The organism is Klebsiella sp. 64 (assembly GCF_018223915.1).
GTDB lineage: Bacteria > Pseudomonadota > Gammaproteobacteria > Enterobacterales > Enterobacteriaceae > Klebsiella > Klebsiella pneumoniae.
Map to the genome: position 1 here is coordinate 13100 of NZ_JAGRQZ010000007.1, position 21346 is coordinate 34445.

General features: G+C 56.2%; 17 protein-coding genes. 8 read left to right on the forward strand and 9 right to left on the reverse strand.

All coding sequences use genetic code 11. The features are described 5' to 3' along the window. Positions 1 to 7 precede the first annotated feature (7 nt). Complete coding sequence (locus KHQ23_RS07385) at positions 8 to 1039, reverse strand: ABC transporter ATP-binding protein (RefSeq protein ID WP_004177837.1); 1032 nt, start codon at positions 1037 to 1039, stop codon at positions 8 to 10. 163 nt (positions 1040 to 1202) lie between these two features. On the opposite strand from KHQ23_RS07385, the gene KHQ23_RS07390 reads away from it, so the two are divergent. From KHQ23_RS07390 to KHQ23_RS07400, 3 genes are read left to right on the forward strand one after another with little or no spacing between them, the layout of a single operon-like run. Beyond that, positions 1203 to 1973 (forward strand): MBL fold metallo-hydrolase, encoded by a 771-nt coding sequence (locus KHQ23_RS07390; RefSeq protein ID WP_032435445.1) that lies wholly within the window; start codon positions 1203 to 1205, stop codon positions 1971 to 1973. Further along, the gene (locus tag KHQ23_RS07395; protein WP_002885046.1) at positions 1970 to 2983 is read left to right on the forward strand and encodes a LacI family DNA-binding transcriptional regulator; all 1014 of its coding nucleotides are present in this window, start codon (positions 1970 to 1972) and stop codon (positions 2981 to 2983) included. The genes KHQ23_RS07390 and KHQ23_RS07395 overlap by 4 nt, the downstream gene beginning before the upstream one ends. A gap of 10 nt (positions 2984 to 2993) precedes the next feature. Further along, positions 2994 to 3755, forward strand: a complete 762-nt coding sequence (locus tag KHQ23_RS07400; protein WP_032435443.1) for an inositol monophosphatase — start codon at positions 2994 to 2996, stop codon at positions 3753 to 3755. A gap of 38 nt (positions 3756 to 3793) precedes the next feature. Here KHQ23_RS07400 and iraM read toward each other — a convergent pair whose 3' ends face one another. Further along, complete coding sequence (gene iraM, locus KHQ23_RS07405) at positions 3794 to 4147, reverse strand: anti-adapter protein IraM (RefSeq protein ID WP_002885039.1); 354 nt, start codon at positions 4145 to 4147, stop codon at positions 3794 to 3796. Positions 4148 to 4698: 551 nt separating this feature from the next. Next, positions 4699 to 7122, reverse strand: a complete 2424-nt coding sequence (bamA, locus tag KHQ23_RS07410) for an outer membrane protein assembly factor BamA (protein WP_004177842.1) — start codon at positions 7120 to 7122, stop codon at positions 4699 to 4701. 21 nt (positions 7123 to 7143) lie between these two features. Here bamA and KHQ23_RS07415 point away from each other — a divergent pair, with 21 nt between their 5' ends. The 3 genes from KHQ23_RS07415 (at position 7144) to KHQ23_RS07425 (ending at position 9910) form a co-directional block, all read left to right on the forward strand. Then, positions 7144 to 7374 (forward strand): potassium:proton antiporter, encoded by a 231-nt coding sequence (locus KHQ23_RS07415; protein ID WP_004146634.1) that lies wholly within the window; start codon positions 7144 to 7146, stop codon positions 7372 to 7374. 373 nt (positions 7375 to 7747) lie between these two features. Beyond that, entirely contained in the window at positions 7748 to 9508 is a 1761-nt protein-coding gene (locus KHQ23_RS07420) for a tannase/feruloyl esterase family alpha/beta hydrolase (RefSeq protein ID WP_004152934.1), read from the forward strand. 33 nt (positions 9509 to 9541) lie between these two features. Continuing rightward, complete coding sequence (locus KHQ23_RS07425; protein ID WP_002885023.1) at positions 9542 to 9910, forward strand: helix-turn-helix transcriptional regulator; 369 nt, start codon at positions 9542 to 9544, stop codon at positions 9908 to 9910. A 263-nt stretch (positions 9911 to 10173) separates the two neighbouring features. Here KHQ23_RS07425 and KHQ23_RS07430 read toward each other — a convergent pair whose 3' ends face one another. Further along, complete coding sequence (locus KHQ23_RS07430) at positions 10174 to 12432, reverse strand: TonB-dependent siderophore receptor (RefSeq protein ID WP_032433349.1); 2259 nt, start codon at positions 12430 to 12432, stop codon at positions 10174 to 10176. Between the two features lie 586 nt (positions 12433 to 13018). On the opposite strand from KHQ23_RS07430, the gene KHQ23_RS07435 reads away from it, so the two are divergent. Next, positions 13019 to 14599, forward strand: coding sequence for a lytic transglycosylase F (locus KHQ23_RS07435; protein WP_002885017.1), 1581 nt, complete (start codon positions 13019 to 13021; stop codon positions 14597 to 14599). Positions 14600 to 14723: 124 nt separating this feature from the next. On the opposite strand, the gene ssb1 is transcribed toward KHQ23_RS07435, so the two are convergent. Beyond that, positions 14724 to 15248, reverse strand: coding sequence for a single-stranded DNA-binding protein SSB1 (ssb1, locus tag KHQ23_RS07440; protein ID WP_004151744.1), 525 nt, complete (start codon positions 15246 to 15248; stop codon positions 14724 to 14726). Positions 15249 to 15499: 251 nt separating this feature from the next. Here ssb1 and uvrA point away from each other — a divergent pair, with 251 nt between their 5' ends. Continuing rightward, positions 15500 to 18325, forward strand: a complete 2826-nt coding sequence (uvrA, locus tag KHQ23_RS07445; RefSeq protein WP_004146620.1) for an excinuclease ABC subunit UvrA — start codon at positions 15500 to 15502, stop codon at positions 18323 to 18325. Here the strand turns inward: uvrA and KHQ23_RS07450 are convergent, their stop codons facing one another. The 4 genes from KHQ23_RS07450 to tyrB all read right to left on the reverse strand — a co-directional run bounded on the left by KHQ23_RS07450 (position 18326) and on the right by tyrB (position 21332). Then, positions 18326 to 18682, reverse strand: coding sequence for an MmcQ/YjbR family DNA-binding protein (locus KHQ23_RS07450; protein ID WP_002884953.1), 357 nt, complete (start codon positions 18680 to 18682; stop codon positions 18326 to 18328). It lies immediately after the preceding gene. 3 nt (positions 18683 to 18685) lie between these two features. Further along, positions 18686 to 19102, reverse strand: coding sequence for a secondary thiamine-phosphate synthase enzyme YjbQ (locus KHQ23_RS07455; protein WP_002884951.1), 417 nt, complete (start codon positions 19100 to 19102; stop codon positions 18686 to 18688). A gap of 130 nt (positions 19103 to 19232) precedes the next feature. Next, on the reverse strand, positions 19233 to 19946 hold the full coding sequence (aphA, locus tag KHQ23_RS07460) for an acid phosphatase AphA (RefSeq protein WP_004151745.1): 714 nt from the start codon (positions 19944 to 19946) through the stop codon (positions 19233 to 19235). Positions 19947 to 20138: 192 nt separating this feature from the next. Next, on the reverse strand, positions 20139 to 21332 hold the full coding sequence (gene tyrB, locus KHQ23_RS07465; protein WP_009485000.1) for an aromatic amino acid transaminase: 1194 nt from the start codon (positions 21330 to 21332) through the stop codon (positions 20139 to 20141). Positions 21333 to 21346: the final 14 nt, after the last annotated feature.

The window sequence follows — 21346 nt, forward strand, 5'->3', positions numbered from 1 at the left end:
GCTGATATCACTGTGATAGTGGTAAAGGAAAAATATGCAGGGCCGGCGTTGGCACATGGAGCCGAACGCGGCTTTTTGTCGGCCAGCACTGCGCGGCATCCGCCAGCAGCAGGCGGTCATGGCAGCGCACGCTGTGACGATACAGATTGCCCAGAAACGCGCTTTGCTCCACCACGCCTTCCAGAGCCAGTCCCTCCTGCGGCGCAGGCTGCGTTAATTCAGCGAGCGCGGCATCGGCGCTGCGAAAATAAATAACGTTGTCACCCTGCTGAGCGGCAGATAAACCGGATATTGCGGCAGCGGATAATTCACCGGAAATTATTTTATTATCGGCCCCCATAAAATCAGCGACGAAGGGCGTCGCGGGGCGTTGATATATTTCTTCCGGCGTGCCGGTTTGTTCAATACGCCCCTGATTTAATACCGCAATGCGGTCCGCCATCACTAAGGCTTCCTGCTGATCGTGGGTGACAATTAATGACGTGAACCCCAGTCTCTTTTGCAGAGATTTAATTTCATGGCGCACATTCAGGCGCACTTTGGCATCCAGATTAGATAACGGCTCATCCAACACCAGCACCTGGGGCTCTATGGCCAGGGCTCTCGCCAGCGCCACCCGCTGCCGCTGGCCGCCCGACAGTTCGGTCACTTTCACCTCGCCAAGCCCTTCGAGATTGACTATTCGCAGCAGCTCCGCCACCCGCCGCGCGATATCCGCCCCCCGCCATTTGCGCAGCTTCAGGCCATAGCCGATATTGCGCGCTACCGTCAGGTGCGGCCACAGGGCGTAGCTTTGAAATACCATGGTGATATTGCGCTGCTCCGGCGCAAGATGAGTGATCGTTCGGCTGGCAATAGCCACCTCGCCGCTTTGCACCGGAATAAAGCCGCAGAGGGCGTTCAGCAGCGTGGTTTTTCCGCATCCCGACGGGCCCAGTAGAGCAATCATCTCTCCCTGCTCTACCGCCAGATCGATATTATGTAAAACCACCTTATCGCCATAACTAATTTTAAGGCCGGAGATCTGTAAATAACTCATATTCGCTACCTGAAAGCGCTGCTGCGGCATTTTTTTTAGCAAGGTGAACACGTGTTCATTTGGCTGTAAAAAAAATGCAACGTTGAATCGACATGATGTGAGCCTACTTTGTCGGGTATTTATGACAATTTAATTAAGCGGCAAAAAATTTTGGCGAGGGTAAATGAAAATAGATGTGCTTGGCTGCGGGAGCGCCTTTTCCTGCACGCAAAATACCTCCGCGCTGCGGGTGATCGATGCGGACAACAAACAGTGGTTAATCGACTGCGGCCCCACCGTTCCCCGCGCGCTCTGGCAGCGCGGCGGCGAGGTCAACGATATCGACGCGATCTACTTCACCCACGTTCACCCGGACCACTGCACCGGCCTGACGGCGCTACTGAACCACTGGAAAAGTTATTCCCGTCAGAAGCCAGTCATTATCTACTGCCAGCCGGCGCAGCAGCCGGTGCTCATGCAGCTGGCCGCGCTGGCGAACTGGCCGCAGGCGGACCTTGGTTTCACCATCGACTGGCAGGAATGCCGCGAAGCCTGGACGTGGCAGGACTGGCAGATCCGCACTGCCCCCACCCAGCATGAGCTGAGTAATCGCGCCATCCGCATCACCATTGCCGGGCAGACGCTGTTTTACAGCGGCGATGGCCGACCGACCGCCGACTCGATAGCCCTGATGGCCGGCGCCGGGCTGGCGTTTCAGGAGTGCGCCTCGGTAGCAGCCCTGGACGATGACGCCTCGCATGGCGATTTCCCCTCCTGCCTGATGCTGTTCAGAACGCTGCAGCTCCCGGCGCTGGGGCTCTGTCACTGCGAGGATGCTTCCCTGTCGGCGCTAAAGCAGGCCTGTCAGCCGTGGCCGGGCTTATTCGTTTCCCGGGATGGACTCACCTTAACGCTGCCGCGTCCCACGCCCACTGACGAGACGTACCTCCTATGAACCCACGCAAACCCAGCGTCACCGCCCAGGATGTTGCCCGGCGAGCGGGCGTCTCCCGGGCAGTGGTGTCCCGGGCGTTGAGCAACAACGGCAGCATCTCTCCCGACGCCCGGGCGCGGGTACTGCGCGCCGCCGAAGAGCTGGGGTATCAGGTTAACTTCCTCGCCCAGGGGCTGAACCGTCAGCGCAGCCACTTAATCGGCGTGATCGTCTCGCGCATCAGCGATCCTTTTCGCAGTACCCTGCTTGATGCGCTGCTTAACGAGATCCAGCGCCAGGGCTTTCAGGCGCTGGTGAGCGAGATCCACAGCGAGCAGGATCTGGCGCAGACCTTGCGCCGTTTCGCTCAGTTTCGCGTCTCCGGCGTTATCGTCACCTCCGGCCAGCCGCCGGAGGCGCTGGTGAACGAGTGCGTCCAGCAGCATATTCCGGTCGTGGGCATTAATCGTCAGCCGACGATCCCCGGTGTGGATTACGTTTGTTCTGACAACGCCGCCGGCGCCGAACTGGCCGCCGACCAGCTGCTGCGCAGCGGCTGTCAGCGCTTTGGCTGGCTCAACCACCATCCTTCCACCTGGGCCGGCCGCATGCGCGGGGAAGCGTTCGGCCGGGCGCTGCAAACGCGCGGAGTGGACGTCGAACGCCACCTGGCGATCCTCGCCTGTCAGCAAGAAGGTTACGCGGGCGGGTTACAGGCTGCGGCGCTCGCCGACGAGGCGCTGGAGGGGATCTTCTGCGCCAACGCCCAGCTTGCCTGTGGCTTTCTCGATGGAATGCGCCAGCGCGGCAGAGAGGCTCCGGCGGATTTTCAGCTGATTGGTTTTGATAACACGCCGACGACCGCGCAATATAGCTATCAGCTCACCACGCTACATCAGGATGTGGCGGCGATCGCCCGCCAGGCGCTCGCCCGGCTTCTGGAGCGCGCCGCCGACCCTTCGCAACCTTCACGCACCACCTGGGTGGAGGTAACCTTAATTCACCGGCGCACGTCGCCCTTTGTTATCTGAGAGCAGGACTATGACGGAAGCACAACGAGAGTCATTATGCGCCTTGGTTCGCCAGGCAGGCGCCCACGCCCAGGCGCTGCGCGATGCGGGATTACAGGTCGATAAAAAAGCGCGCCAGGACTTTGTGTCGCAGGCGGATCTCGCGGTAGAACAAGAGATTAAAGGCTGGCTGCAGGCCCACTTTCCCGAGGAGGGTTTCCTCGGCGAGGAGAGCGGTTTTGAAGGCGACGACCAGACCGTCTGGGTGCTGGATCCTGTCGATGGCACCACCAACTTTATCCTCGGCATGGATTACTGGTGCATCTCACTGGCGCGAGTGTGCCAGGGCGAGCTGTCGCTCGGCATCATTTACGCCCCCGATCGCGATGAATTTTTCTTCGCCGCCCGCGGCGAAGGCGCGTATCTCAACGGTCGGCGCCTGACGCTACGCGAGCCGGAGCCCGATGCGGTGGTGATCGGCATGGGGCGCTCCAGCCGGGCCCCGGCCAGCGACTACGCCCGGGCCATCGACACGCTGCTCGACGCCGGTCTGGAGTATCGCCGTTTTGGCGCGGGCGCCCTGATGCTGGCGCATGTCGCCGCCGGTCAGCTCCACGCCTATTATGAAGCGCATATGAACAGCTGGGATGCGCTGGCAGGCATGCTATTGATTGAGGAGGCGGGCGGAACGTGCAATGCGTTTCTCGCCAATGCGGGCCTGCGGCGAGGCAACCTCGTGCTGGCCGGCTGCGCAAGCGTCCAGCCTCGACTGGCCGCCCTGCTGGCGAAATGACGTCACGCCGCCGGTGTCTGACCGGCGGCGTGGACTGGCTAACGCCAGGGTTCACTGCGGGGAATATTATTCGGGCAACGCTTAATCGTGCAAAAGGACTGGTAAAAACAGGAGTCAGACCGCTCGCCACCGGCATGGTAAGGGCACGATGGTCGCTCACGTAATTTTTCCCACTGCGCCTCGTCGTACACCGTAATATTATAGATTTTTAATGAATGATACTGGTCATTAATTAAAACTCTCGAGGAATAGAGTCTTATCGACTCACCGGGCAACAGGATTACATCAGCCTCGTACCACATGATAAATTTCAAGAAACGCAGACTGGATATAGCCGAGAAGGCGATACCAGATTGCGGGCAGATCAGGGTATTAAGAATAGTCCATTTCATATTCCTTCCTTATAAAGATGCTACAAATTATTGCAATATATAGTGATAGCATTCATTGTTATAAATCGCAAGCGCCCCTGGCAATTATGTGACTTAAGACAATTCCTAACGACATACTCCATTATTAGTAACGTTTCATTTCCCTCTCTAAATTTATGGTTAGGCCTGATGAAAAACAGCCAAATTACCCTTAAAAAAGAAAATATAATAAAAAATAAGATAATATAAACTTAATTTACAATACGTCTTAGTCCCTCTGGATGAGGCCTCAGTCATTGGTATTAGATGATGCAGCACTGAGTATTACCCGCGGTTTGGCAAGAAGAGAGGATAGTAGCAGGCAGCTATTTATTGCGCGGTTACCTCGTCGTACGCCACCAGGTCCGCGAGGCCCTCAGACCGCGCTCGGGTAAATGTCGCGGGTGTCCCGCCAGATCGTATTCCTTAGCGATAATATCGACATAGCGGTTGAGTATATTCTGCTCAATCGCTATGTCGGAGGACAGTCCACAGAATATAGCCACGCCGGTCTATCAGGCCCCGTTGGAGCCCTACCAGGTTTTGCCGATATTAAACTGAAACTGTTCTGCTTTATCACCATCGTACTTTTTAAACGGCTCTGCCCAGGAGAAGACCAGTGGACCGAGGGGAGACATCCACTGCACGGCAATCCCCGCGGAGAGACGAATATGACTCGGATCGCCGTAGTCAGGGATCCCTGCCGCCAGCGTCTGCGCGGTGTTGTGCCAGGATGTACTCCAGACCGTCCCCGCGTCAACAAACAGCGAGGTTCGCAGACTATCGGCGTACTTATCATTCACAAAGGGGGTTGGAATGATAAATTCGCTGTTCAGCACCGCCATGGCATTCCCGCCGACCGCATCAGACGAGGCGTCCAGCGGGCAGGCGCTATAGCTGCTTTCGCTACCGTTACAGCGGTAATAGGCCGCTTTAGGCCCAATGGTGTTAGAAGAAAATCCGCGCACTGACGACGAACCGCCAGCGTAAAAGTTATCGTAGAACGGCACACTTTTGCCGTCTAACCCGCCGGCATAGCCTGCGCGCAGGCGTTCCATCCAGACCCAGCGCTTGTTCTCGCTCAGCGGCAGATACTGGGCGGTGTCAAAAGAGAGTTTGTAGTAGCTATTATCCGAACCGGGGAGCGTCACTTTACCGCTCAGGCTGCTCTTGTTTCCCGCACGCGGGAAGAAGCCGCGATCGAGATCGTTGTAGCCCCATCCAAGACTCACAAAATAATCGTTGGCGCTATATTTTGCGCCGCTGTCGCCATCTTTCGTCACCACGCTGGGCTCGATTCCCCGAGAGCTGAGGTAGCGCCAGGTCGTCAGCTCCGGATCCATATTGGTCAGGCGATTATGGACATAATCCAGTCCCAGGTTCAGGGAGTTATTTTCGCTAATGGGAAACCCTAGCGTACTACCTAAACCATAGCTCTGCTGGTTATAGCTCCCGGCATCCGCATCAGAAGCATCATAGCTGTTATAAAAAATCTTTCCGCCCAGGCTGATGCCATCTACGGTAAACCACGGGTTCGTCGCCCCCAGTTCAAGATAAGACTGGTAGCTGTTGCGCGTCCCGTTGAAGCTAACGCTATTACCCGTTCCCAGCCAGTTATCCTGCGTCACGCCAAGCTGATAGCTCACGCCGCTGTCCGTACCAAATCCCAGGCCCACATTGAATGAGCCGGTGTTGCGCTCCTTCACCTTGTAGACCACATCGACCTGATCCGCCGTTCCATTGACCGGAACGATCTGCTGTTCAACGTTCTCAAAAAAACCCGTTCGATCAAGACGTACCTTCCCTTGATCGACTTTTTCGTTGTTGAGCCACGCCCCTTCCATTTGGCGCATTTCACGACGCAGCACCGCGTCCCGGGAGGTGTCGTTACCGGAAAAGCGGATCTGGCGTACCGAGTAGCGGCGGCCCGCGTTGACCTGAATATGCAGCACCACGCGGTGATGCGCATCATCGATTTCCGGCGTGGACGTCACCTGCGGCCAGGCATAACCATACTTACCAAAGTGCTTTTTGATCTCATTTTCAACCGTGGTGACTTGCGCCCCGCTATACCATGCCCCCGCCAGCGGCTGGGCAAGCGCCTCGATCTCCGGCCCATGCTGAGCCAGATCGCCTGTCACCTGAGTTCGGTCGACCCGATAACGTTCGCCTTCATTGAGGGCGATAGTGATATACAGGGATTTTTTATCTGGCGTCATACTGACCTGCGTGGACTCGATAGCAAAGCGCGCATAGCCGCGATCGAGATAAAAACTGCGCAGCGTTTCCAGATCGGCTTCCAGCTTCTGCTTCTGGTATTTTTTATCGGCTACCACGTTCCACCACGGCACATTATCACGTAGCTGAAGCTGGTCCAGGAGCGTCTCTTCCCGAAACGCCTGATTACCGATAATGTTTATTTGTGCGATTTTCGCCGAGATGCCTTCCTGAAAAACGAACGTTAAGTCAACGCGATTACGCGGTAACGGGGTCACCACCGCGTGAACCTGCGCACTGTATTTCCCCGCGCTGTAATAGAAATCCTGTAACCCTTTTTCTATTTCGCTAAGCGAATTTCTGTCCAGTGCGCTACCTGCAGAAATACCGGACGCGGTGAGATTTTCCTTTAGCGCATCATCCTTCACTGCCTTATTCCCGGAAAAACTGACGCTGGCAATAGTGGGCCGTTCCTTAACCTGCACCACCAGCGTTTTCCCATCGCGCAGCATCTGCACATTTTCGAAATTGCCGCTCGCATACAGCGCGCGCACTGCCTCGCTGACATCTTCTGGCGTTACCGCATCTCCCGCGTGCAATGGCATACTTAATAGCGCCGCCCCGACGGTCACGCGCTGTAGCCCTTCAAAACGGATATCATCAACTTGATATGATGTTGCGGCATATAACGTTAAAGGGGTGATCAATAATCCGCTGATGATATGAGTCTTTTTTAACATGAATGTGTCGTCTACGAGATAATGAGCAATAGCAGTGTCCTGCTGGCGTTGAGCTTATTTGTTCAGGATGCATCTCTAAAATATGCGACAGAAAATAACCTGAGCGAGGCGCAGAATTACATGCAATTATGGCGACAAAATGGAGAAAAAATGGATATTAAAGCATCTTTAAAAATATATTTAATGATGGAACTTTTTCTGAAGCGCATTGTTCTAATGGCCAACACCAGTACTATATTTAGATTTGCCTGAACGTTTTATTAATAAAAAGCCCCCTTTCTTATTAATGGAAAGGGAGAAGGATCTCGTTAGGAATGATGCTCTCTGGGATCACCAGGAACAGGGAGAAAAATAACCTGCAACCCAGCAGATTTAATGAAGAGAAATTGAATAAATTATGCAACTGATATCACAACATTCTACCCCGAATTCACCGCCAGACGCCGTTGGCAAACATCTCCATATTTTCCTCAAAATAGCAGAATACAGTAGGGTCGCCTTATCAAGGCATCAAGGAAAGTCTATCGTTATCTACAATAGCCAAGCAGTGGCGCCTCGCCAGGGAAGGTGAGGCATAGGTTTCGCCATCCTGCCGCCTCCCATCATCAGCCACAGGGAACTGCGTATGACACGCTTACTCAAGACAATCTTGCCCATCATCCTCTGCGCCCTCTTCGGGTTATCGTTCGCTTCACCCACACAGGCTGTCGCCAGTCTGCCGATCGTTCTTCCCGCGCTGACATGCGATGCGCTAAGCGCTACCGACTTCAGCGCGGCCGTTGGCGCAAAGGTCACTATCAATCACACTGAAATGCAGACCTCCGCGCAGGGAAGCTGGTGCAAGGTGAGCGCCACTATCGCCCCTGAGATTGGCGTGCAGATTGCCCTGCCGACTCAACGCTGGAGTCAACGTTTTTTGCAGGTCGGCTGTGGCGGACTGTGCGGGAGTATTAACCTGAGTCTGTCGAATGCCAGCGGCTGCCTGCCGGCAATGAACGGCGAGTTTGTGGTGGCAGCAACCGATATGGGGCACCATGGCAGTATGATGGATGCGTCATGGGCCGAAGATCCGCAAAAGCGCATCGATTTTGCCTGGCGCGCCAACCACCTGACCGCCGTGCTGGCCAAAGCGGTGATGCAGACGCTTTACCGCCAGCCGCCAAAGTATGCCTACTTTATGGGCTGCTCAGACGGCGGTCGCGAAGCATTGATGGAAGCGCAGCGCTTTCCGCAGGATTTTGACGGTATCAGCGCTGGCGCGCCAGCGGCCTTTTTCCAGTTTCAGAACTCCTTCTTCCACGGCTGGAATGTGGCCGCCAATCAGCGCCCGGACGGTACCGCTATCCTGCTGAAAAATCGCCTTCCTCTGATTCACCAGGCCGTGCTGGCTCACTGCCCGACGCTTTCCGGCGTGCAGGATGGTATCCTGCAAAATCCGTATGCCTGTCAGTTCTCTGAGTCATGGCTCCCCCGCTGTCCTGCCGATGCTCGGGACCGTTCTACCTGCCTGACGCAGGAAGAGATCGAGGTGGTGAAAAAGCTCTACCGCGGCGCTTACGACAGCCACGGCGCCCAGTTCGTCGCGGGCGGTCTGCCGCTGGGTTCCGAGCTACGCTGGCCGGTGCCCGAGACGCCGACCGGCCACTCAATGTCGGAAATGATGGTACTACCGGCTCTGCAATCCGTGCTCCTGCCAGGAGAAAAACAGAAGATCCAATCGATGCGGGATTTCCCGCTTAACCAGCAGAATTTTGACGCCGTCGCCCAACTGGCGCCGCTCTATAACGCGGCAAATACCAATCTTCATGCCTATCAACAGCGCGGCGGCAAGCTTATCCTCTGGCACGGTCTGGCCGATGACTCCGTCAGCCCGGCCTTTTCTATCGCCTATTATCGCGGCGTAGAAGCAGAAATGGGCCATGCCGCAACGGATACCTTCCTGCGGTTATTCCTGCTGCCTGGGGTAGCCCATTGCGGTAATGGCGAAGGTTACGATCAAATTGATCTCCTTACCCCGCTGATGCGCTGGACCGAGGAAGGCATCGCCCCGCAGGAGATCATGGCCGGCAAACGGGCAACAGCCGCTGCCGACCTGCCGCCGATGACAGAAAAACCAGATGCGCAAACGCAGTTTCACGGCGTGCAGAAAGTCAGTCAGCCTTACGCTGACGCCGCTCCAGCTGTTATCGCGACTCGTCCGGTGTATCCCTTCCCGGCCATTGCCCGTTATAACGGGCGCGGCGACGTGAATGACGGCGAAAATTATCATGCAGAGCAAACAACCGCCTTTGGTCATCTGCAGCTGGCAAAACCCGCCAGCGACTATATTGGCCCTGATAATCAAAAAAATTATCAGGTTCGCCACGGCACACTCACTGTTCAATAAACCCCAGGGCTCCTCATTGGGGAGCCCTGCGTTATGGGATTGGCCGCAATTATGCGTAGCAAAACGCTCCAGCAATCGGTATTAAGCGACCTGCTCTTGTGGATCGATAATAATCTGGATAAGAAACTGACCGTCGACGATCTGAGCGATATCTCTGGTTATTCCCCCTGGCATTTGTTTCGGCTCTTCCGTCATTATTTTGATCGTTCGCCAATGGAATATATCCGCCAGCAGCGCATGTCGCTGTGTTGCCGTTTATTACTGACAACGCCTGGTTACCGAATCGTCGATATTTGTATGATGGTCGGTTATGACGATCTCAGTGCGTTTAATCGTACCTTCAAAAAATATCATGCGCTCACGCCCACTCAGTATCGCTATCAGATCACGCGGCAAAAATAAGGAGGTCCCCCTCCTCCGCATCGCTGCGGTTGGGAATGGAAGGGGGACAGGGGATATTACAGAAGGGAAATAGCAGGATGCTATTATCGAACCCGGTCGGGATCAACGACCTTGCGCGACGGAAATCAGTATAAAAGGATATGTTGAGCTAATAATGTAGAGGGCGTGAAGATTTTGTCACGATTTATAACCGCCTCCTCCGCTCTCATCTGAAATAAAAAAACCGGGTCGCGTTGCACCCGGTTTACTCCTTATCAGGATCATCAGAAATGAGTATTAACGCTCATAAAGAAGGTCCGCCCCGATTCGTTATAGGTCTCGGCACCCGCGCCATACAGATAAGCTCCCGTCGTCGCGTTGCCGGTCGTTTGCGCATTCCCTGCCCGGTAGTGGCGAATATCAAACAGGTTATCTATCCCGCTGGTGAAGCTCAGATTTTTGTTCACATCCCAGGTCGCACTGAGGCCGACAATGCTGTATGGGCTGACTTCGTTTAGTTCGCTGCCGCTGACCGCCTCGCCCTTATAATTGAAGCGTTTTGGTTTCTGTCGGCCATACCAGGTAAAGGTGCTCTGCAGGGAGAGATCTTCACGAACCTGCCAGCTTAGGGTCGAGTTCAGGGTAAACTGCGGGATCACTGACAGCCGGTCGCCTGTCGTCTTATTCTTGCTCTGCAGCATCCAGGTCAGGTTATTGCTCCAGTTAACCGCCTCCCCCACCGGCAGATTCAGCGTTCCTTCCAGGCCTTCCACTAACGCCTTTGGTACGTTTTCCCACTGATAGATATTGGTGGTGCCGTTGCTGGCGGTACCCACCGCCGCATACCCTGACTCAATCTTATTGTGATAGTCGTTACGGAACCAGGTGATCCCCGCCTGATAGCCATCATGCTTGTACTCAAGACCAATCTCTTTATTAACGCTGGTCTCCGCTTTCAGATCGCTATTCCCCATCAGATAGCAGGCGGAACTACTGGCGTAACAGCCTTGACCGTTGCTGTAGAGAATATAGTTCGGGTTCAACTGGTAGAGGTTAGGCGCCTTGTAAGCACGGGCAATGCCCAGCTTCAGCGTCCAGTCGTCTGTCAGCTCTTGGGACAGGTTCAGTGAGGGACTCCAGTTATTGCCGACGATGCTGTGGTGATCGAAGCGCAGAGCGGGTGTCAGCATGGTGCTGTCCGTTAGCGCCATATTATCTTCGGTAAACAGCGAGAAGATCTCGGCGCTGGTGTACGGGCTACGACCGGTAGCCGATACGCCATCGATAGTGCCGTAAGAGAGCGCCTGGGTTGTCGATACGCCATCTTTCATCCGCTGCTGATTCCATTCTGTCCCCAGCGTCAGATTCTGATCGACCCCCAGCGTAAACGGAATATTCACTTCACTATGTAGCAGGACATCGGCCAGATCGATATCTGAAAACTCGCTACTGGAGAAGATCCCTTCCGTACCGCCCGCCAGCCCTTCATCCATTCGCGAGTTACGGGTGTGTTCGTACTGGGCATAGCTGTTGCTGGTCACGCCATTATCCCAGCCGCCGGTCCATGTTACGCCGTAAGTTTGCCGGTAGAGACGGTTGGTCTCTTTCCCGTACATACTCTTCACCAGCGTACTGGTATTGGTGTTTTGTGTGTCGCCGGCATAGAGATTACCCTGGCGGCTGTAACCGGCCTCAAACTCCAGGGCCTGCATCGGGGCAAACTCCCAGCGCAGCTTACTGTGAATATCTTTGTTCACCACCCCTTCACGTCCGGCGGGATAAGAACCGGCGTAGGAACCGGTACGTTCCGCTTCATGCCCGGCGTTAATATCCTGTGCATCGGCCTGGGTTTTACTCAGATTACCCCAGAGATTGAAGCTGACACTGTCCGACAGCGGACCATTGAGGCTAAAGTTAGTACGTTTCGTCGCCCCTTCTTTACGGTGCTGCGGAGCATTCATATAGGTATTCCACGACCCGTGCCATTCTCGCGTGGTCGGTTTGGTCACGATGTTGACGACCCCGCCCATCGCGCCATTACCATAGCGCGCCGCCGCCGGGCCGCGGATCACATCGATATGATCGATCATCTCCGCTGGCACCCAACTGGTATCGCCGCGGGAGTCACGATCGCCGCGCCAGCCATACCGCACCGAGTTACGGCTGGTCACCGGTTTACCATCGACCAGCACCAGCGTATTCTCGGGCCCCATGCCACGGATATCAATTTGCCGGTTGTTGCCGCGCTGCCCGCTGGTGGAGTTGCCGGTCAGGTTTACCCCGGGCTGCGTACGAATTAACTCCGACACATCGCGGGCGGGGGGATGTTTGCGGATCTCTTCTGCGGTGATGGTCGACACGCCCGGCGCCTGCAGGTTCTGCCTGGCGGCGGTTATGACCATCGTCTCCTCGTGATTTTCGGCAGTGGCGGCGCTCTCGTCAGGCGTCGATTGTTCGGTCATGTTCTCTGCCGCCTGCAGCGGCACGCTACAGGCGAGCAGAGGAATGACGATCCCCAGCGGGAAGTGAGACGTGTATTTCATAGAATATGCCCTGTTTTCTGTTGCTGTCGGGCATAACGCCTTCCCCAATTGAAAAAACAATGGGATAAAATACTTGCCTCAGCGCGTCGCCAGATTTTGGCGCAGGTCAGCGCCTTCCCGGCATTAATGGGAATAAAAAAAAGCGTGAGGCATAATAAAATTAAGTACCCTGTTTCATCATTAGAGAAAAAGCGCTGCGCGCTATTCTTTGATAGCGTAATCCAGACAGCGTGTCATTAGAGTAATGTGCCGTGTTACGGTAATAAAAATGAGATTCATTATCAAGATGATAATAATCAATATCGGAGAAAAATAAAATAAACACCAACAATCAAAAGGTTACAACAAAACAGATGGGGAGAAATAAAATAAAAACATCATCATTATTTTCTATTTATCATTAAAAACACACATTTTTTCCATATTATCTCCATAGTTAAATTAAAGATAAAAACACATTAATAGTAAGCGATAAAATGGGAGAAAACTATTTGTCGGCATCGTTATGTTTTTTACGCCCTTGTCGTGCCCGGCTAACGGCGGCCGTTCTGCTAAAATAATCACATCCCCTGCGGAGTATTCCTCCATGAACGCCTACTCGCTATCACGTCTGTTTATCGCCTGGCTCACCTGCCTCGCGACACTGTTATTCGCTCCTCTGCTGCCGGCAGTAGAGGCGGAAAAAGCGCCGCCGGCAGCAGCCGAAGACAACACGCTATCGATTCATATCGACGATATGCTACGGCCATGGAGAGGCGATTTGCCTGGCATGATCGACCGTCGTACCATTCGGGTATTAACCACCTACAGCAAGACCTTCTTTTTTATTGATAAAGGCACCCAGCGCGGGGCGACGCACGACATTTTTATCGCGCTGGAAAACGAGCTGAATAAACAGCTAGCGAAGGATAAAAAGCTCAAACAGCGCCACCTGAAGCTGCATATCGTTTTTGTGCCGGTCAGTCGGGACAATCTCTTTATCGCGCTTAATGAAGGTAAAGGCGATATTGCGGCTGCCAATCTGACTATCACGCCCTCGCGGGAAGCACAGGTCGATTTCGCCCAGCCGCTCTACAGCAACGTGAAAGAATTACTGATCTCCGGCCCGGCTTCACCGAAGGTCGACAGCCTGGAGCAACTCTCTGGTCAAACCGTCTTTGTTCGCCGCTCCTCCAGCTATTACGACAGCCTGCAAGCGCTGAACGCCCGATTTGCCGGTGAGTCGCGCCCACCGGTGATACTGGAGGCGGCGCCGGAAGCGCTGGAGGATGAAGATCTGCTGGAAATGCTCAACGCCGGGCTGATTCCGCTGATCGTCGTCGATCAGCATAAAGCGTTGTTCTGGAAACAGGTGTTTCCAAAAATTCAGGTCCATGACAATGTGGTGCTGCGCGACGGCGGCGACATTGCCTGGGCGGTACGCAAAGACAGCCCGCAGCTGCTGACGGTACTGAACAACTTCGTCAAAAAGAATCGTCAGGGCACCACGCTGGGCAATACTCTCCTGCTGCGTTACCTGAAAAATGCTAAATATGTCAAAAATGCCGCGGCGAGTAAGGAACGACGCAAATTCCTCGCGATGGTAGATGTCTTCCGCAAGTACGGCGATCGTTACGACGTCGACTGGCTGCTGATGGCGGCCCAGGGATACCAGGAGTCGCGGCTGAATCAGTCGGTACGGAGCCACGTCGGCGCCATCGGCGTTATGCAGGTGATGCCCAGCACTGGAAAAGAGCTGAAGGTGGGCGATATTAAACAGCTGGATCCCAATATCCATGCCGGCGTGAAATACATGCGCTGGATGATGGATCGGTACTATGCCGATGAGCCCATGACCCGGCTCGATAAAGCGCTGTTTACCTTTGCCTCCTATAACGCGGGTCCGGCGCGTATCGCCCGCCTGCGCACCATGACTAAACAGCGAGGATTTGACCCGAACGTCTGGTTCGGTAACGTCGAAAATATGGCGGCAGAAAAAATTGGCGCCGAGACGGTAACCTACGTCAGCAATATCTATAAGTATTACATCGCCTATCGGCTGATCGTCGATGACATGGCCCGCAAACAGAAAGCGACGGCCGTACCGCGGCAGGAGCCGGTAGCGCAGCCAGCCAAACCGCAGCCCAGCGTGGCGACAGCCGCCACCGCTCAGGTGCCCGTCATCTGAATCGCTCGTTACCGTAGGTCAAATTCCATCCTGAAATGACGGTGCAGGAATAACAAAGAAAAAGCCCCGGCGAAACCGGGGCTTTCTGCTTTCGACTGCGCAGACAGTGCGCCTAAGGCAAGCCTTAGAACGGGATGTCGTCGTCGAAGTCCATCGGCGGTTCGTTGGAAGGCGCTGCCGGGGCCTGCTGCTGCGGACGGGACTGCGCGCCGCCGCTGAACTGGTTGCCGCCCTGCGGCTGCTGCGGCTGACCCCAACCGCCCTGCTGCTGGCCGCCGCCTGCCGGTGCGCCGCCGCCCTGACGGCCGCCCAGCATCTGCATGGTGCCGCCCACGTTCACCACCACTTCGGTGGTGTATTTGTCCTGACCGGATTGATCGGTCCACTTGCGGGTACGCAGCTGGCCTTCAATGTACACCTGTGAGCCTTTACGCAGATACTCACCAGCGACTTCCGCCAGTTTGCCGAACAGCACAACGCGGTGCCACTCGGTCTGCTCTTTCATTTCGCCGGTCTGCTTGTCACGCCAGGATTCGGAAGTTGCCAGCGTGAAGTTGGCGACAGCGCCGCCACTTGGCATGTAGCGTACTTCCGGGTCCTGCCCCAGATTACCGACGAGAATCACCTTGTTTACGCCTCTGCTGGCCATGTTCGTGTCTCCTGAATACGTTTCTTAATAGTGTAAACGCGCGAGTGTACCATTTCCACGTAGCATTTTAATAGCTGCGAGGCTGATTCCAGAGATAGTACCCGGCTACGACATTGTTGCACACTCGACCCGAATTTGCATTCCGATACTGTATATTCATTCAGGTTAAATTGTGTCATAATTAGCCGTTTCTGCCGTTTGTCCTTCAAGCAAACCAGGCAATCCGTGTATCTACCTACCGGGAAAGGTGAATGGATAAGATCGAAGTTCGGGGCGCCCGCACCCATAATCTCAAAAACATCAACCTCGTTATCCCGCGCGACAAACTCATTGTCGTCACCGGGCTTTCCGGGTCTGGCAAATCTTCACTCGCTTTCGACACCCTGTATGCCGAAGGCCAGCGTCGCTACGTCGAATCGCTCTCCGCCTATGCGCGACAGTTCCTGTCGCTGATGGAGAAGCCGGACGTCGACCATATCGAAGGGCTGTCGCCGGCGATTTCCATCGAACAGAAATCAACCTCTCACAACCCCCGCTCGACGGTGGGTACTATTACCGAAATTCACGACTATCTGCGTCTGCTGTACGCCCGCGTCGGCGAACCGCGCTGTCCGGATCACGACGTGCCGCTGGCGGCGCAAACCGTCAGTCAGATGGTCGATAATGTCCTCGCCCAGCCGGAAGGCCTGCGCCTGATGCTGCTGGCGCCCATTATTAAAGAGCGCAAAGGCGAGCACACTAAAACCCTGGAAAACCTCGCCAGTCAGGGCTACATCCGCGCGCGGATCGACGGCGAGGTCTGCGATCTGTCGGATCCGCCGAAGCTGGAGCTGCAGAAGAAGCACACCATTGAGGTAGTCATCGACCGCTTCAAGGTGCGCGACGATCTGGCGCAGCGCCTGGCCGAGTCGTTTGAAACCGCGCTGGAGCTCTCCGGCGGGACCGCCATTGTGGCTAATATGGATGATGAGAAAGCGGAAGAACTGCTGTTTTCCGCCAACTTCGCCTGCCCGATCTGCGGCTACAGCATGCGCGAGCTGGAGCCGCGTCTGTTCTCCTTTAACAACCCGGCGGGCGCCTGCCCGACCTGCGACGGCCTCGGCGTGCAGCAATATTTCGATCCCGATCGCGTGGTGCAAAATCCCGAGCTGTCGCTGGCGGGCGGCGCCATCCGCGGCTGGGATCGGCGTAACTTCTACTACTTCCAGATGTTGAAGTCGCTGGCGGAGCACTATAAATTCGACGTCGAAGCGCCATGGGGCACCCTCAGCGCCAACGTGCAGAAAGTGGTGCTGTACGGTTCAGGTAAAGAAAGTATTGAATTCAAATACATGAATGACCGCGGGGATACCTCGGTGCGCCGCCATCCGTTCGAAGGCGTGCTGCATAACATGGAGCGCCGTTACAAAGAGACGGAATCCAGCGCGGTGCGCGAAGAGCTGGCGAAGTTCATCAGCAACCGTCCGTGCGCCAGCTGCGACGGCACGCGTCTGCGTCGCGAGGCGCGCCACGTGTTTGTGGAAAACACCCCGCTGCCGACCATTTCCGATATGAGCATCGGCCATGCGATGGATTTCTTCAACAATCTGAAGCTCTCCGGACAGCGGGCGAAAATCGCCGAAAAAGTGCTGAAAGAGATTGGCGATCGTCTGAAATTCCTCGTCAACGTCGGCCTCAACTACCTGACGCTCTCCCGCTCGGCGGAAACGCTCTCCGGCGGCGAAGCCCAGCGTATCCGTCTGGCAAGCCAGATTGGCGCCGGGCTGGTTGGCGTGATGTACGTGCTGGATGAACCCTCTATCGGCCTGCACCAGCGCGATAACGAACGCCTGCTCGGCACCCTGATCCACCTGCGTAATTTAGGCAACACGGTGATCGTCGTTGAGCACGACGAAGACGCCATTCGCGCCGCCGACCATGTGATCGATATCGGTCCCGGCGCTGGCGTTCACGGCGGCCAGGTAGTAGCGGAAGGGCCGTTGGAGGCCATTATGGCGGTCCCGGAATCCCTGACCGGGCAGTTCATGAGCGGTAAACGCAAAATTGAAGTGCCGAAGCAGCGCGTGCCCGCCAACCCGGAGAAAGTCCTCAAGCTGACCGGCGCGCGCGGCAACAACCTGAAGGATGTAACGCTCACCCTGCCAGTGGGCCTGTTTACCTGCATCACCGGCGTCTCCGGCTCGGGTAAATCCACGCTGATCAACGATACCCTGTTCCCGATTGCCCAGCGCCAGCTCAACGGCGCGACCATCGCCGAACCAGCGCCGTATCGCGATATCCAGGGGCTGGAACATTTCGATAAAGTGATCGATATCGACCAGAGCCCGATCGGCCGGACGCCGCGCTCCAACCCGGCAACCTATACCGGGGTGTTTACCCCGGTGCGCGAGCTGTTCGCCGGCGTACCGGAGTCTCGCTCACGCGGCTATACGCCGGGGCGCTTTAGCTTTAACGTTCGCGGTGGGCGCTGCGAAGCCTGCCAGGGCGATGGAGTGATCAAGGTCGAAATGCACTTCCTGCCGGATATCTACGTGCCGTGCGACCAGTGCAAAGGCAAACGCTATAACCGCGAAACGCTGGAGATTAAGTACAAGGGTAAGACCATCCACGAAGTGCTGGATATGACCATTGAAGAGGCGCGTGAATTCTTTGATGCCGTGCCGGCGCTGGCGCGTAAGCTGCAAACCCTGATGGACGTCGGCCTGACCTATATCCGCCTTGGCCAGTCGGCGACGACCCTGTCCGGCGGCGAGGCGCAGCGCGTGAAGCTGGCGCGCGAGTTGTCCAAGCGCGGTACCGGCCAGACGCTGTATATCCTCGATGAGCCGACCACCGGTCTGCACTTCGCCGATATCCAGCAGTTGCTGGAAGTGCTGCACCAGCTGCGCGATCAGGGCAATACCATCGTGGTGATTGAGCACAACCTCGATGTGATTAAAACTGCCGACTGGATTGTCGATCTCGGCCCGGAAGGCGGCAGCGGCGGCGGCGAAATCCTGGTCTCCGGTACGCCGGAAACCGTCGCCGAGTGCGAAGCCTCGCACACCGCGCGCTTCCTCAAGCCCATGCTGAAATAATTAGCGGGTAAGCTGCTGCCGGACCGGCTCCGGCAGCATTTTCACCGCCTGCTGATAAGACGCATCGACCAGGTAGTAGATTTGCGAATCCGGCAGCGAGCCATCCAGATAGACGGTGCTCCAGTGCGCTTTATTGAGATGCTGGCTGGGCCGGACATCGCGATGCTGCTGACGCAGCAGCTCAGCCAGCTCCGGACTCGCCTTCAGCGCGACCGCCGGCCGCTGGTCCTCAACCTCCTTCACCATGGCAAACAGCACATCTGAGACCTTAATCTGCGTGGCTTTCCAGTCGCTGTGGACGCTCTGCTCTGCTCCCGGTTTCGCCATGCAGTACTGTAATAACTCCGAAATTGTCATCTTTTATTCCCCCATGAGCGTCGCAACGATGCGCCGCGAACCGCCGTGTATCCGATGCTCCCCCAGCCAGATGCCCTGCCAGGTTCCCAGCCTGACGCGCCCGTCCTCGACCGGCAGCATTAGCGACACGCCAAGCATCGATGATTTGATGTGCGACGGCATATCGTCAGGGCCTTCATAGTCATGTTCATACGGCGCATTGTCCGGTACGGCGTTGAGAAAATACTGCTCCATGTCATAGCGGACGGTGGGATCGCAGTTTTCGTTGAGCGTCAGGGAAGCGGAAGTATGCTGGAGCAGGAGGTGCAGCAGGCCAACCTTCACCCCGGACAGCCCGCGGATCTGGCCAAGGATTTCGTCGGTGACCAGATGAAAACCGCGGGATTTTGGCCCAAGCGTCAGGGTTTGCTGATACCACATCATTGACTCCTTTTGCGAATGAATCCTTCTAAGTGTGCAGCAATACGTGAAAAGGTAAAACCTTCCACCCCTGATTTTGCATAAAAAAACGGCAGCGCCGTCGCTGCCGTTTATCGCGTTCAGGCGGTCATCAGTATTCGGAATTGACGATTACTTCCTCGCCCAGCGCGCCAGCCATCGGCAACGGCTTATAGGAGGAGTTGGCGGCCCGCAGCACGCGGATGCCACGGGCGCCCGCTTCGCGGGCGGCGGTGATATCGTTATCCGAATCGCCGTAGAAAACCTTTATCTGCTTCGCCTGCAGCCACTGGGTCTTGGTGTTTTGGCCAGGCTTATCGCCAGCGAAAATCACCGGATTCATATTGGCGGCCGGGATGAGAAAATCATCCTGCAGGGTTTTAGAAACGGTTTCGGTTTTGGTCTGGCTGCGGCCGGTGACGAACCAGATGCTGTCCCCGCGCTTCACATGCATCGCAATCAGCTGGCGCGCCACCTCTTTCGGCATGCTGAATTCATCCCAGCCGTTGTTCATTTTTTCCCAGAACTGCGGGTTTTTCAGGTAATCTTCGCTGCCGGGAGAGAAGGTTTTTTGCCCGCGCCAGAAACCCGGACTGGAGAAGAGGACGGTGTCATCGATATCAAAGCCGACGGCCATCGGCGGCCGCCCCAGCAGGCTGTTCTCAATTTGCGCCACCGAAACCCAGTGGATCGGCGCCTGCTCGGCCAGCTGGGCCACGTTGGTGCCGACCCACAGCGGCTGCGGCGTGGAGGCGCGCGCCACAACGGCGCTGTTCAGCGTGAACAGGAGAGAAGCCGCCGCAAGGGCGAGAGTAAGTTTGCGCATATTTATCCCTAAATCTATCAATCATTATTGTTTTCAATAATGTGCATGCTTATCAACGTCCCGACCTTACCCGCCGGCGGCATGGATGAAAAGCCTTTTTCGCGCAGATGTCATAGAAAAAGAGGATGATCACATCCGAGGGGGGGTTGCCCCTGCCCGTTGACCGGCAGAGACAACCTGCTGGAGAGCGGCTTACATTACCGCGGCAAAAGCTTTCGCTACCTGCTGAACATTACGTGAGTTTAACCCCGCCACGCACATGCGTCCGCTGGCAATCAGGTAGACGCCAAACTCGTCGCGCAGACGATCCACCTGCGCCGCGCTAAATCCGGTATAGCTGAACATCCCGCGCTGCTTGAGCAGGTAATCCACTTTGCTGCCAGGGGCAACCTGCTGCAGCGCGTCGACCAGCGCCTGGCGCATGGTCAGGATGTGCGCGCGCATGGCGTCCACTTCCGCCTGCCACGTGGCTTTCAGCCCGGCATCGTTCAGCACCGTCGCCACCACCTGCGCGCCAAAGCTCGGCGGGCTGGAGTAGTTGCGGCGCACGGTGGCCTTCAGCTGCCCCAGCACGCGGCCCGCGGTTTCGCTGTCTTCACAGACCACGGACAGACCGCCGACGCGCTCCCCGTACAGCGAGAAAATTTTGGAGAACGAGTTGCTGACCAGCATCGGCATCCCGGCGCTGGCGATGGCGCGAATGGCGTAGGCATCCTCTTCCAGCCCCCCGCCAAAGCCCTGGTAGGCGATGTCGAGGAAGGGGATCAGCTGACGCGCTTTCAATACCTCAACCACGCGGTCCCACTGGGCTGGCGTCAGGTCGGCGCCGGTCGGGTTGTGGCAGCAAGGGTGCAGCAGCACAATATCGCGGGCCGGCAGCGTTTGCAGCGTCGCCAGCAGGTCCTCAAAGCGCACGCCGTTGGTGGCTTTATCAAACCAGGGGTAAGTACTTACTTCGAAGCCAGCCCCTTCAAAAATGGCGATGTGGTTTTCCCAGGTCGGATCGCTGACCCAGACATGAGACTCAGGAAAGTAACGTTTGAGGAAGTCGGCCCCGACCTTCAGCGCGCCCGAACCGCCGACCGTCTGAATAGAGGCAATGCGATTTTGCTTAAGCGCGGTATGCTCTGCGCCAAACAGCAGCGGCGCAATCGCCTGACGGTAGCCGCTCAACCCTTCCATTGGCAGATACAGCGAGGCGCCATGCGGCTCGGCGTTCAGGCGTGCTTCCGCTTCCGCCACCGCCTGCAGCTGCGGGATAATGCCGTCATCGTTGTAGTAAAGCCCGATACTCAGGTTGACTTTGTCGCTTCGCGGGTCTTCTTTGAAGCGTTCCATCAGAGAAAGAATAGGGTCGCCGGCGTAGGCGTCAACTTTTTGAAACACGCGATGTATCTCCA